This window comes from Brevibacillus sp. NPDC003359, from assembly GCF_042878995.1.
Classification (GTDB): Bacteria; Bacillota; Bacilli; order Brevibacillales; family Brevibacillaceae; genus Brevibacillus.
In genome coordinates this window covers 101238-114017 of record NZ_JBIAOR010000010.1, presented here as the reverse complement: position 1 = coordinate 114017, position 12780 = coordinate 101238, and the positions used below count along the sequence as shown (strand labels likewise).

The window sequence follows — 12780 nt, the reverse complement described above, 5'->3', positions numbered from 1 at the left end:
AAAACCTCCATGAAGCGTCTTTTCATGGAGGATCGTTGCGGGCTTTTTAGTTGATGACCTTGCCTGTCGTGGCTACTATTGCCCATGGCTGTTCTGAATCCCGGCGAATTTGAAAGGCAAGTACTAGCTCCGCCCCTTTTTCCGCTGGCAAGTACACGAGTTCCAGTGGAGCATGCTGCACAAAATTGATCAAGTGCCTCTTCCTTGGAGAGCGTTTTTGCTGTCTGATCAGTCTGTATCCATGATAAATCCGAAAAGTTGCCCGTAAGCTCGGTAACAAGCCCCTTTTTGTTTCAGGGGGGAAGAAAATTTTCCCATAAAAAAACGACTCCCCTAAAAGGAATCGGCTGTATGAAGCCTGTAAAGAATGCCTGCTAATTAGGAGTAATCTGCCATCGGCCCCCAATCAGGCTATTGCTCAGTTGTTAGGGCCCACCAAAGAAACGGAGCCGATGGTGAGGCCTGAAAGAGGCATCATTTCGATCCATATAATACCATATCATGAACCACATGGAAATAGGCGTGTTATACCGACAACTTTGGGCAGCCAGGGCATATGATGACCAGTAGAAACAAGGCACAAGGCTACTACGGGAGGTAACTAATATGAACCTGACATTAAATCGACTCAGTTTGACGAATGTGGATGACTCTGCTGGTGTGTGGCAATATGAAGGTGGTAAAGTATTTGAGGGAAATAACCATGTAGCCAATTACGCGAGTACGAAGCGCAGCGTGCATCAGGGAACTGAAGCGCAGAATACGGCAATGCTCACATTGACACTTTTCTTTTATGATCTCGAGAATATTACTCTCCAAGGAAGTCATGACTTCAGCTCTGGCAAGCAAATTGGAAGCGTTAGCGCTGCTTCATCCCGATTTGCTTCTTCTATTGGTAAACAGTTCACAGTATTAGGAACTAATCTCGTTATTCAGTGATTTCAGGCGATCGAAAACTCAATAACTTCCATTACTTCTCAAAGCAACCTTTCATGAGAAAAGCCGATTCCCCTTCATTTCAGGAGGATCGGCTTTTGAGATTTTACTTCCCTTTGGTTTTCGTGTCGCTTATATTTTGCAGGAGCCGTCTGCGCAATTGTCATCCGATTGCTCGTCTTTTTTCTCGTCGTTCTGCACGAATTTCAGAGCAGGAGCGGCGCTTTCTTCTTCCCATACCTGGTTCAATGCGCCTAAAAAGACTTCTCCTGGCTGCGCGCCAGAGACTGCATATTTGTTGTTAATGACAAAGAACGGTACACCCGTGACACCCACATCGTTGCCTCTTTGTTTGTCCTCTTGTACTTGCTCTCTGTATTCATCTCCTGCCAACATGGCGAGCGTTGCTTCCTTGTCCAAGCCTACCTCAGAAGCAAGCTGTGCCAGCACCTCGTGGTCACCGAGATGGAGCGATTCTGTAAAGTACGCCTTCAGCATTCGCTCCTTCATTTCCTTCATTTTTCCATGGGCATGAGCAAAGTGCGTCAAGCGATGCGCATCGAATGTATTGGTCGGAATCATCGTGTTAAAATGATAGTCGAGACCGACGCCTTTTGCCATTTGGGTTACTTGGTCATTCATCCCCTTGGCCTGTGCGAGCGGAATGCTATACTTGGCTGCCAGTACTTCATGCATGTCCATATCAGTATCGCGTTCCATCTGCGGGTCGAGCTGGAAGCTGCGATATACGACCTCTACTTGATCCTTATGCGGAAATTGAGACAGCGCTCCTTCCAGACGGCGCTTTCCGATATAGCAAAACGGGCAGGCAAAATCAGACCAGATTTCAATTTTCATATTCCATCCTCCTCTATTTGAACGGTGCTGACCGAAAGACAGCATACCGCACACTGCAAAATTCGTCGTATGCACATTATACAACAACGTACGGTACGACTATGCACTTTGGAGGCTGAAAGCTACAATTTGCCTTAGCGAGACATGCGAATGATGCGATCACATATTGTTTCCGCATCTGCTTTGTCATGCGTGACCAGGATCGAAGTCATCTTGGCAGCTCGGAGCATTCGCTTCAAGTCATCGCGTATTTTCGTTTTCAGCTCGGCATCCAGATTACTGAACGGCTCATCCATCAACAAGATAGCCGGTCTAGGTGCCAGTGCACGCGCAAATGCGACACGCTGCTGCTGCCCACCACTCAGCTCATGCGGATATCGCTTGCCATAGCCCTCGAGCTGTACGAGTGCCAACATCTCTTTCAAACGAACCAGACGATCCTCTTTGGACAAGCGATGCAGGCCGAACAAGATGTTTTGCTCGACAGTCAAATGCGGAAACAGCGCATAATCCTGAAAAATCATGCCGATCCCGCGTTGCTCTGGCTCCACAAACTGCCCCTGATCAACCAACACTTTCCCATCGATCTGAATGCGTCCGCTCTTGGGGGACTCCAGTCCGGCTATCAATCGAAGCAATGTACTTTTTCCGCAACCGCTATTCCCGAGCAGCCCGACAACTTCCCCCTGCTCCATATGCAAGGAAAAATCCCGGATGACGCTGCCGTTCCCGCTTGCATAACCAAACGTCAGGTTTTTCACTTCAAAAAAAGTCATTTTGCCTGTCTCTCTCCTAACCAGTGATAGAAAATAACGGAGACGATCCCTACTGCAATGATACAGAGCGAAGGAATCGCGGCCTGATGAATTTGTTCATCGCTTGCGTATTGATACGCCTTTGTTGCCAGCGTCTCGAAGTTATAGGGACGAAGGAGCAAAGTAAGCGGCAATTCCTTCACGATTTCCATGAACACCAAGATAAAACCAGTGAGCACAGCCCCCTTGATTAATGGCAGATCCACTTTAAAAAAGGTTCGTGTCATGCTCATTCCGAGCATACGAGCCGCTTCTGAATAGCGGTTTCCCATCTTCTCAAACCCCGCTTCGACTGCATTGAATCCGACTGCAAGAAAGCGGATGATGTAGGCAAATGTCAGCATGAACAAGGACATGCTGAGTACCAGCTTGTTTGCGCCCAAGCCCAGCCAGCTATAGAAGGAACCCAGTTCTTTATCTACGGACACCACCACCGCCATCACACCGATGGACAAGACTGCACCCGGAATGGAATAGCCCATGGAAATCAAACGCGTTAGTGCCACAGCGAATATCGAGCCTCGGGAGAATCGGATGACATTTGCTACCGTTACGGCGAGTAGCATCAAGATGGTAATGGAAATACAGGAGATGAACAGCGTATTGCTCAAGAGCTTCCAGAAGGTCTCGTTCAACACATCCCCATACGTCCAGGTCGCCCAGACAATCAACTGCATAACAGGGATCACAAACGAAAAGGAAACAATCACCAATCCGAAGATTACGGCAGCGTACATCGGGATTCCACGCAATTTTCTACGTGTGAGCGGAGTGCTCCTGTTCGTAGGCGAGCTGTATTTTTTTCGCTTACGCACGAGTCGTTCGACGATAAATATCCCGATAATCAACGTCATGAGCCATGCCGACAAACGGATCGCCGATTCTACGTCATACATGCCAAACCACGTCTTGAAAATCGCCGCAGTAAAAGACTGAATCCCAAAATGCTTCGTCACCCCAAAATCATTGAGCACTTCGAATGCCACAAGACTTGCGCCGCCGACGATGGCTGCCTGCGACATGGGCAGGACGATGCGAAAAAAGATATGCGTCTGGTTTTTTCCGAGCAATCTGGCATTCTCAATGAACACAGCGCTCTGTTTTTCAAGAAATGTTTTCGTGATCAAATAAACGTACGGGAACAAAAACAGGGTAAAAATAAAAATAGCGCCCTTCATCGACATAATGTCAAAGTAGCGTTGATCAAGCGTCACCCCGAATGTATCACGCAAAATCGTCTGAATGCTCCCCGTGTAGCTGAGCATGGAGCCGTACGTGTATGCTGCGATATACGGAGGAATCGCCAGCGGCAATACAAAAGCAAATGAAAAAAAGCGACGCAATGGAAAATCGTAGGCAGCGACCAGCCAGGCAAGCGTCACACCTACGATGATCGTACAGGCTCCAGTACCGAGCACGAGCCATAACGATTGCAGCGCGTAATCCAGCAGCATGTACTCTTGGATGTGCTGCCAGTTTTCATTCTGTTTTTGAAAGAGTCCGAAGAAAATGTAAAGAGACGGGAGAAGGGCCAAAAAGGCCCCTATCACGCTCAGCGTTACCCACCCGTTCAGTTTTCGTCTCAGGCTTCTACGCAAAAGTGCTCCCGTCATGCTTATTTCCAACCTGCTTGATTCAGCAGTTCTACCGCTTTTTTGTTATACTCGCCGAGCTTAGCAAAGTCGAGCTTTTGCGTTTTGAATTCTCCCCACTCTTTCAAAAGAGCAGGCTTGTCAGCCTCTGCATTGACAGGGAACTCGTAGCTTCCGTTTGTCAGCATCGTTTGAGCCTCTTTACCTGTGACGAACTCAATTAATTTCACGGCATTATCCTTGTTTTTCGCGTGTTTGGTCAAACCAATACCGCTGATGTTCAAGTGTGTGCCTGTCGTTTCTTGGTTCGGGAAGAAGACACCGATGTTTTGCGCGACTTTTACTTCCTCTGCATCTTTGGAGTTCAGCATTTGTCCAACATAGTAGGTGTTCATGATCGCGACGTCACCAACTTTGGCAACGACAGCCTTTGCCTGATCACGGTCTCCACCCTCAGGCTTGCGCGCGAAATTGTTTACCAGACCCTTTGCCCAATCCAATGCAGCCTGCTCGCCATTCAGTTCAATAAAGGAAGCAACGAGTGACTGGTTGTACAAGTTGGAAGAAGAACGTACCAATACTTTTCCTTTCCACTTATCCGTAGCCAAATCTTCATACGTAGACAGCTGCTCTGGCTTCACGCGATCCTTCGCATAGACGATCACACGCGCACGGGTAGCCATACCGATCCATTGGTTGTCAGGATCACGCAGTTCTTTCGGTACGTTTTTCTCTACTTCAGCAGATTGAATCGGTTGCAGAACGTCGTTTTGCTTCGCGTAATTCAGAACACCACCGTCAACCGTGATGAACAAATCAGCTTCGGAGCTCTCTCCTTCGCGCTTCAAGCGCTCAACCAGCTCTTCTGCTGTACCCTTCACTTCGTTTACCTTGATGCCTGTTTGCTTGGTAAATTCAGCGTACAGTTTGCTATCAATATCGTAGTGGCGCGCAGTAAATACGTTGACGACTTGCTCTGTGGCAGCCGGCTCTTGTGCCTTTGGCGCTTCTGTTTGTGGTTGGGCAGTATTCGCGCCGTTTCCGCATGCAGCAAGTATTGGAAGCGTCAGCATCGTGCTCAGCATGACCGCCAGCATAGATTTTTTTCTCATTTTAGTTCTCCCTCTCTATAGCAGTTATTATTGATAATGAATATCATTGCCAATTGACAAGGCTTATTGTAACCAACAAAAATGAGAAAATGATGTGAAAATGAAAAAATATCTTCTATTTTTTTAGCGAGCTGTGGATTAGCTGACATTCACTGACGAAGCGGCACAAAAACAGTCACAGTCGTCCCTTTCTGCTCCATACTCTGAATCGTTATGCTGCCGTTGTATCGCACAAGCAATCGTTTGGCGATCGCAAGCCCGAGTCCATACCCGCTCTCCCCGCTGTTTCTTGCTTTGTCTACCCGATACAATCGGTCCAAGACATACGGCAAATCCTGCTCGGGTATGCCGATTCCTTCATCTATAATTTCCAGACTGGCGACATTTTCTTGCACCTTGGCCCTCACGCGGATTCTCTTGCTCTCCCCGGAATACTTGACCGCATTATCCAAAAGGATCAGTAGCACTTGCTCCAGGTGTTCTTCCGATATGGCAAGGATTTCTCCAGCCAAAGGCGCAAGTTCTTGCTCGATCGTAAATGTTGGCTGAATCATGGCGAATTTCTTTATCATGTGACAGACAGCCCGATCCGGATCATGGAGCGCGACATCCTCTTCTATCTCCACATGCTCCGCTCTCGTCAAAGCAAGCAGCTCCTGCACCAGTCCTTTTAGTCTGGCGAGCTCTTGAATCGATGTCTGCAAGGATTCCTCCAAAACAACTGGATCATTTTTGCCCCAGCGCCGCAGCATTCCCAGATGTCCTTCGATAATCGCGATCGGCGTCCGCAGCTCATGTGAGGCATCTTCGACGAATTGTCTCTGCTGCAAAAAGGAACGCTCCACCTGATCCATCATTTTATTGAACATTTTCATCGAGGTCGCAATCTCATCCTGATTATCGTGAAACTGTACACGTTCATGGAATCCTTTTTGCCGGACGTTGCTCATCGTTTCATTCATCGATTGCAGCGGCTTCAGCAGCTGTCGGGCGAGCAATCTGCCACCCAGACCGCTTATAATCACAGCGGTCAAGCACCCAATTGCCATGACCTGAAAAAGCGCACCACTCAACTGCTCAAACTCTTTCATATTCTTCAGAATCATGACTGTCCCGTTAAAATGAAAGATCGTAAGGGGACTGCTCATAATCAACAGGTCACCACGCACTTCTTGGGTCTGGGCACGAATCGACTGAACAGGCGGAAGTGGTGGCAGTGTGATATCCTGAAAATTTTCCGATACGACAACAATCGGTTTACCCTCTTCGTCCAGTATGCGGATCATCTGGTTTCGTTGATTGATTTTCTCCAAGAAGCTGCGCAGCTCTGCGAGGTCATCCCCCTCAAAAGATTGCTCTTTTTCCAGCGCGTAGTTGAGGAACTCTCGCATCGTCTGTTGAACAACCTGCTGCTCCTGATTAAACATCCACTTCTCTACAAAAAAATATTGGAAGCTATTATAGCCAATGAATACGAGAAAAAGCAGAAGCGACGACCAGAGGGTCAGCTTCCATTTGATCGGGAGCTTTAAGAATCTCGATGGGCCTCTCATTTTCGCATCACGTAGCCAATCCCGCGTACAGTCGAGATATAGCTGTCCTCATGGGGAGAATCGATTTTATTGCGCAAATACCGAACGTACACATCGACAACATTGGTCTCGACAGCAGCCTCGAATCCCCACACGGTATCGAGTAGCACCTCGCGAGGCAGGACACGATTGATGTTTTTCATAAACGTCACGAGCAAATCATACTCTCTTTTGGTCAACTCAACAGGTTCATTATTTTTGGTGACGACACGGCCTTCCATTTGGACCACCAGTCCTCGATGCGCGAGCAAGGATCGGGGGACATTCTCCTGTTCTTCCTGTCTGCGGAACACAACGCGCATGCGTGCCAACAGCTCCTCGATCGCGAATGGCTTCGGGATATAATCATCGGCACCACTGTCCAAGCCTGAGACGCGGTCCGTAATACTGTCTCTGGCTGTCAGCATAATAATCGGCGTTTTTTTCACGCTACGTATTTTTTGACAAACCGCAATACCATCAAGGCCCGGAAGCATGACATCCAATAAAATGACATCCCATTCTTCCTTTAAAGCAAGCTCGAGTCCTGTATGTCCATTATGCGCGACTGTAATCGCAAACGATTCGTAGCGAAGCTCCAGTTCAATAAATCGGGCCATATTGATCTCATCTTCTATCAACAGCACTCTTTTCACGATTTGCCCACCCTTTTGCCCATACCGGGGAATTCCACCTGATTGTAGATGAAAATAATTATCAGCGTCAATGTTCGTGCTGGTTCTCCTACACGGCCCAGTAACCATGCGCCCATCCCTTACATAAGATATGTCAAACTGGATCATGAAGTAAGGTGGTGTGAAACATGTACGGATATCAACCATATGAATACGTCTATGAATATGACTTACGAGCGGTGTCTTCACAATACGGGAGAAGAACAGGACAATCGTTTGCCGAAATCCAGGGAGGTCCACTGGCACCAAGCCTGCACGGCTACGTTGTGTTTACCGATGTCCCCTACGGCACAGAAGTGTTCGTGGAAATCAGCGGTCTCCCCGCTTTCCAGCCAGCCTCCGGCAATCAGCCGCAAATCGGGCCATTTGGTTTTCACTTGCATGAGCATGGTGTCTGCACGGTAGGAAATCCGGAAGATCCCTTTACCGCAGCAGGCAGTCACTGGAACCCTACGCAACAGCCGCATGGCAACCACGTAGGCGATTTCCCTGTGCTGTTTTCCAATGATGGCTATGCACGAATGACTTTTTTCACAAACAAAATCAGTGCAGCAGATGTGGTCGGTAAATCCCTCATCATCCATCAAAGTCCCGATGATTTCCATTCACAACCGGCAGGGAATAGTGGAAAACGGCTGGCATGTGGATTGATCTACGCTGGATAACACTTCTTTCAAACAGGAAAAGGGGCAACCCTGTAAGCTGCCCCCTCGCATTATTGAATCAGCTATCGCCGTAATGTCGACAAATCAAATGCTGGTACAAGTCCTTCCTCGGCTGCACGACCGAGCAATGCCTCTACAGCTGCAAAACCATCGTCACCCAGATTTCTTGTAAACTCATTCACGTACAAGTTAATATGTGCTTGCGCTACCTCTAAAGACAGCTCTTGGGCATGGGACATGACATATTCTTGTGATGCAGTAGGATTCGCCCATGCATATTCCACAGAGGAACGCGTCCAATTAGTCAAAGCCTCAATGTCCATTGATTTTTTCGCGATGATCGCACCTAATGGAATGGGCAAATTGGTATCAGACTCCCACCAATTGCCCAAGTCCGTCATGAGAGACAACCCGTAGTTTTGATACGTGAAACGCGCCTCGTGGATCACGAGTCCCGCATCGATCTTGCCGTCACGTACAGCAGGCATAATCTCATGAAACGGCATGACGACGATCTCCCCTACACCACCTGGGACATTTTGTGCAGCCCAGAGCCGGAACAGTAAGTAAGCTGTGGAGCGCTCACTCGGAACCGCTACACGCTTGTTGGACAGGCGTACTGGATCGTTCGCACTCTCGCCAGAATTTCCTTGGGTCAAAACGAGTGGCCCGCATCCTCTGCCCAGTGCACCACCGCAAGGGAGCAACGAGTAATTGTCCATCACCCATGGCAATGCCGCATAGGAGATTTTCATTACTTCAGGGCCTTCCCCCTGCGCAGCCAGCGTATTGGTGATATCGATATCTGCGTACATAATATCGAGCTTCGGCGCTCCCGGAATCAAATCATGTGCCCAGGCATGAAAAACAAAAGTGTCATTCGGACATGGCGAAAACGCAATTTTCATGATAGTACCTCCCGTAGTACAGTGCTTCCCTTTTCCAGAGATTCCAGCGCATCTTTTATCCGCCAAGCAGATTTATCCCTCGGTCCAATTGCATTCGATACCGTGCGAATTTCCAGAACAGGTCGTCCGGCACCCTGGGCAGCAGTAGCAACGCCATACCCCTCCATCGCTTCAGCGAGTGCATCCGGCATCCGCTGTGCCAAAGCCGCCGCTGTTTCCGTTGTTCCCGTCACGGTTGATAGTGTGAGTACGATGCCTTTTTTGGCGGATAAACCAGCCGCCTTCATTGCTTCCGTGGCCCGTTCGACCATCTCTTGATCAACACTTACTCTCGCTGAACCGAATCCCAGCTCGTCCACACTGCAAAAGCCCTCAGGCGTTTCTGCACCCAAATCCGCACAAACGATCTCTGTCGCGACAACCAGCGACCCAATCTCTGCTTGTCCCACGAATCCACCGCATATTCCTGCACAAATGACCAGATCGTAGTCCGCGCAAGCAAGCGCTCTGGCTGTACTCGCTGCGGCTGCCGCTGGTCCTACTCCTCCTGAAATGACTGTGAAACGCTCATCCCCCTGAATGCCGCGCATCACTGCATCCCGTTCTGCGTCAACCGAGGTGACGACGAGAATGCTTCTATATTGTTGTGACAAAATCATTTGCCCTGGCTCCTTTCAACCGCTTTCCATCTTCCACGTTATCGCTACTTTTCGTTCGTGTAAAGCCGTTTAAAGAGTTTGTCAAAAGACAGGGAAATTATTACAATAAAACCTGTTGTGTATTTTCGTTAAATGAGAGGTGACCGATCATGTATCATCCACCGAATCCGAACACCCATCCCGACTGGCTCGCCCCCCACTCTTTGGCCTGGTACACTCAACTGGGCCAAATGACTGGTGAATACGTCTACCCTTGGCGCTCTACCATTACGGAACCGAATGGCGAGTCGCTTTTTATGGAAGAAATTAGTCGCATGGTTCCGAAACAATCCGTTCTCGACATCGGCTGCGGGCACGGCGCATTCACACTGCACTGGAGCCGTTCTGCCAAAGAAATTGTCGGCTTGGATGTGACAGAAAACTTTGTACAAAAAGCCCGTACCCAAACACCCGAAAACGTCTCCTTCGTCGTCACCAATACGAAATACACCCTCCCCTTCCATGACGATACGTTCGATTGCGCCTACAATCGCAAGGGACCTACCTCCGCCTATCCAGATATAGCACGCGTCGTCAAACGAGGAGGCGCATTCATCGGATTACATCCGGGCGATCAGTTATCCGCCGAATTATTCGAATGGTTCCCTCATTTATTTGGTTTACGTCCTGCCGACACCCCGATCCTGCAAAATCTGCAGGAGAGACTCAGACAAGCTGCTTTCCAACGAGTCGATATTCAGAGCGTGATCGCCACTGAGTATTTACAGACTCCACTCGATGTCATTCGCATGCGTTGCTTCGGACAAAGTCCCACTATTCTCACGTCTGCCATCGAACAACACCTGAAGAGTGTCATGCCGATTTTTGACCACTATACGACTGCTAACGGACTGCCAACTACGCATATGTATTACCTCGTTCGCGCTATTGTTTGATTCGTTATTTAAAAAACCTCCAGCCGGATTTGGCCAGAGGTCGTCACTAGGGTTATCCTTTTAGCAAATAGCTGTTGCCGTCTTCATCTTGAAAAGTCGCATAGGTCCCCCACTGCATTTTGTTCAGCTCTCCTTGAAAAACAACACCGTTCGCGCGCATCGTCTCATATGTCTTTTCAATTTCTGTACATTCAAAAACGATCGATGCTTTTTGTTCCTGCCAGTTGCTCATCATACTTTTCGGATAGAGTACCAAAGCAGTCTGGGCACCTGCTGGTCCTACCTCCAGCCAACTGCTGTTTGGTCCCATCGGGTGCTCTTGCTTGACTTCAAATCCAACCTTTTCTGTCCAGAACACTTTTGCGCGTTGCTGATCTTCTACGTAAACAGCTACCGTTGCCATTTTTGTTATCATAATATCCTCCTTACTAACTCGAGCCTTATCATCCCATTGTAACCGAAAAAAAGTTTACTTATCGCTATCAGCAAACCCAGATGTTGACAACACTTGCACAAGAATTTATATTTAATTACGAAATGTAAGAAACAAAACATTGAATAAGCTTCTCCCTTACAATGCATCATGTTAGTGTAAAAACAAGTTGCAGGAGGAATGCAGAGTGGGTAAGGATTTTATTTCAGCCGTAAAAGACAGAAGAACGTACTATGGGATCAGCAAGGAAAATGTTGTATCTGATGAGCGAATTAAAGAAATCGTGCAGGAAGCAGTAAAGTACACACCATCCTCATTCAACTCCCAAAGCGCTCGCGTTGTTGTCCTTTTAGGTGCTGAGCACGATAAGCTGTGGAACATTACTAAAGAAACACTGCGTAAAATCGTTCCCGCTGAAAATTTCGGGGCCACAGAAGAAAAAATGAACGCCTTCGGTAGCGGCTACGGCACTGTTCTTTTCTTTGAAGACCAGAGCATCGTCGAAAACCTCATGCAGCAATTCGAAGCGTACAAAGATAATTTCCCGATTTGGTCCGAGCAATCTTCTGGAATGCTTCAGTATGTTGTGTGGACTGCGTTGGAAATTGAGGGCTTCGGTGCTTCCTTGCAGCATTACAATCCACTCATCGATGAAGAAGTCCAACAAACGTGGAAGCTCCCGAGCGAATGGAAGCTGAGAGCACAAATGCCTTTTGGCAAACCAACCGCTCAACCAGGTGAAAAACAATTCCAGCCTTTGGATGAGAGAGTGAAGTTCTTTTCCTAAGTAACATTTTGTTCAATGTTGTAATGGACGGCTCTGAACATTTCGTATTCGGGTCGTCCTTTCATGTATTGAGCGATTGCTTTCCGCTTTCGTCTGTGATAGTATTACATTAAACAAAAGATTCTTATTTAAAGCGTTCACATATTGTAAAGGGTTTACACTTATGTTCGAACCTTTTACAATGTGTGAATTTTATTTTATCCATAAATAAAAGTTACATATTCATTTTATTTTGTTGGAGGTAACACCCATGCAAACAGGTACAGTTAAATGGTTTAACGCAGAAAAAGGTTATGGCTTCCTCGCAGTTGAAGGCGGAAACGATGTATTCGTTCACTTCAGCGCAATCCAAGGCGACGGTTTCAAAACCCTCGAAGAAGGCCAACGCGTTGAATTCAACGTGGTTGAAGGCAACCGTGGTCCACAAGCTGAGAACGTAACAAAACTGTAAATTACACATAAAGCTGCCCTTGCGAATAACAAGGGTGGCTTTTTTTTCCAGCTCTTTTTCTTCGCAAAATTCGTTCTTTGTTCCTAAAGAGCAGTTGACATTAACCATGCCTCCCCATATAATCACTTTATAATGCAGAGTAAAGCAACGGCGCTTTCTAGCATAAGGTTTTTTAAAAAATGTACACAATGAAATAAACGTGACGTGCATTTTTCGTTTATTTTTAGTGAGCTATGAAAGCGGTTCCAGCTGGTTGTTATTGCCATACCCTGTAAACAAGTTCATACAAAATAAGCAAAGGCGCTTAGGGTATATCTCATTCATTCATGAGATCCTAAGTGCTTTTATTGTTTACATCCGCAA

15 protein-coding genes are annotated in these 12780 nt (G+C 47.5%); 5 read left to right on the top strand and 10 right to left on the bottom strand.

The annotated features are described in order from the left end of the window. Window positions 1-46: 46 nt before the first annotated feature. On the bottom strand, window positions 47-193 hold the full coding sequence (locus ACFYU8_RS21540) for a hypothetical protein (RefSeq protein WP_390303426.1): 147 nt from the start codon (window positions 191-193) through the stop codon (window positions 47-49). 413 nt (window positions 194-606) lie between these two features. Here ACFYU8_RS21540 and ACFYU8_RS21535 point away from each other — a divergent pair, with 413 nt between their 5' ends. Further along, window positions 607-939, top strand: a complete 333-nt coding sequence (locus ACFYU8_RS21535) for a hypothetical protein (protein ID WP_390303429.1) — start codon at window positions 607-609, stop codon at window positions 937-939. A 129-nt stretch (window positions 940-1068) separates the two neighbouring features. On the opposite strand, the gene ACFYU8_RS21530 is transcribed toward ACFYU8_RS21535, so the two are convergent. The 6 genes from ACFYU8_RS21530 to ACFYU8_RS21505 all read right to left on the bottom strand — a co-directional run bounded on the left by ACFYU8_RS21530 (window position 1069) and on the right by ACFYU8_RS21505 (window position 7540). Beyond that, window positions 1069-1794 (bottom strand): DsbA family oxidoreductase, encoded by a 726-nt coding sequence (locus ACFYU8_RS21530; protein WP_390303432.1) that lies wholly within the window; start codon window positions 1792-1794, stop codon window positions 1069-1071. 134 nt (window positions 1795-1928) lie between these two features. Further along, window positions 1929-2570, bottom strand: coding sequence for an ABC transporter ATP-binding protein (locus tag ACFYU8_RS21525; RefSeq protein WP_390303435.1), 642 nt, complete (start codon window positions 2568-2570; stop codon window positions 1929-1931). After that, the gene (locus ACFYU8_RS21520) at window positions 2567-4222 is read right to left on the bottom strand and encodes an ABC transporter permease (protein WP_390303438.1); all 1656 of its coding nucleotides are present in this window, start codon (window positions 4220-4222) and stop codon (window positions 2567-2569) included. The genes ACFYU8_RS21525 and ACFYU8_RS21520 overlap by 4 nt, the downstream gene beginning before the upstream one ends. Before the next feature lie 2 nt (window positions 4223-4224). After that, a complete protein-coding gene (locus ACFYU8_RS21515; RefSeq protein ID WP_390303441.1) occupies window positions 4225-5313 on the bottom strand; it encodes a Fe(3+) ABC transporter substrate-binding protein in 1089 nt (362 codons plus the stop codon). Window positions 5314-5462: 149 nt separating this feature from the next. Beyond that, entirely contained in the window at window positions 5463-6866 is a 1404-nt protein-coding gene (locus ACFYU8_RS21510) for a sensor histidine kinase (RefSeq protein WP_390303444.1), read from the bottom strand. Next, on the bottom strand, window positions 6863-7540 hold the full coding sequence (locus tag ACFYU8_RS21505) for a response regulator transcription factor (protein WP_390303447.1): 678 nt from the start codon (window positions 7538-7540) through the stop codon (window positions 6863-6865). Before ACFYU8_RS21505 ends, ACFYU8_RS21510 begins: the two co-directional genes overlap by 4 nt. A 167-nt stretch (window positions 7541-7707) precedes the next feature. Here ACFYU8_RS21505 and ACFYU8_RS21500 point away from each other — a divergent pair, with 167 nt between their 5' ends. Next, the gene (locus tag ACFYU8_RS21500) at window positions 7708-8244 is read left to right on the top strand and encodes a superoxide dismutase family protein (protein ID WP_390303450.1); all 537 of its coding nucleotides are present in this window, start codon (window positions 7708-7710) and stop codon (window positions 8242-8244) included. A gap of 62 nt (window positions 8245-8306) precedes the next feature. Here the strand turns inward: ACFYU8_RS21500 and ACFYU8_RS21495 are convergent, their stop codons facing one another. After that, window positions 8307-9152 carry a 1,4-dihydroxy-6-naphtoate synthase gene (locus ACFYU8_RS21495; RefSeq protein ID WP_390303453.1) on the bottom strand — a complete coding sequence of 282 codons (846 nt, stop codon included), beginning with the start codon at window positions 9150-9152 and terminating at the stop codon, window positions 8307-8309. Beyond that, window positions 9149-9811: a futalosine hydrolase gene (locus tag ACFYU8_RS21490; protein ID WP_390303455.1), complete on the bottom strand. Its 663-nt coding sequence runs from the start codon at window positions 9809-9811 to the stop codon at window positions 9149-9151. The genes ACFYU8_RS21495 and ACFYU8_RS21490 overlap by 4 nt, the downstream gene beginning before the upstream one ends. A gap of 149 nt (window positions 9812-9960) precedes the next feature. Between ACFYU8_RS21490 and ACFYU8_RS21485 the strand changes: the two genes are divergently transcribed. Beyond that, window positions 9961-10746 (top strand): class I SAM-dependent methyltransferase, encoded by a 786-nt coding sequence (locus tag ACFYU8_RS21485; protein WP_390303458.1) that lies wholly within the window; start codon window positions 9961-9963, stop codon window positions 10744-10746. 52 nt (window positions 10747-10798) lie between these two features. On the opposite strand, the gene ACFYU8_RS21480 is transcribed toward ACFYU8_RS21485, so the two are convergent. Beyond that, on the bottom strand, window positions 10799-11161 hold the full coding sequence (locus ACFYU8_RS21480) for a VOC family protein (RefSeq protein WP_088910840.1): 363 nt from the start codon (window positions 11159-11161) through the stop codon (window positions 10799-10801). 205 nt (window positions 11162-11366) lie between these two features. Between ACFYU8_RS21480 and ACFYU8_RS21475 the strand changes: the two genes are divergently transcribed. Continuing rightward, window positions 11367-11966 (top strand): nitroreductase family protein, encoded by a 600-nt coding sequence (locus ACFYU8_RS21475; RefSeq protein WP_390303463.1) that lies wholly within the window; start codon window positions 11367-11369, stop codon window positions 11964-11966. A gap of 250 nt (window positions 11967-12216) precedes the next feature. Continuing rightward, window positions 12217-12417 carry a cold-shock protein gene (locus tag ACFYU8_RS21470; protein WP_390303466.1) on the top strand — a complete coding sequence of 67 codons (201 nt, stop codon included), beginning with the start codon at window positions 12217-12219 and terminating at the stop codon, window positions 12415-12417. The last annotated feature ends 363 nt before the right edge of the window (window positions 12418-12780 follow it).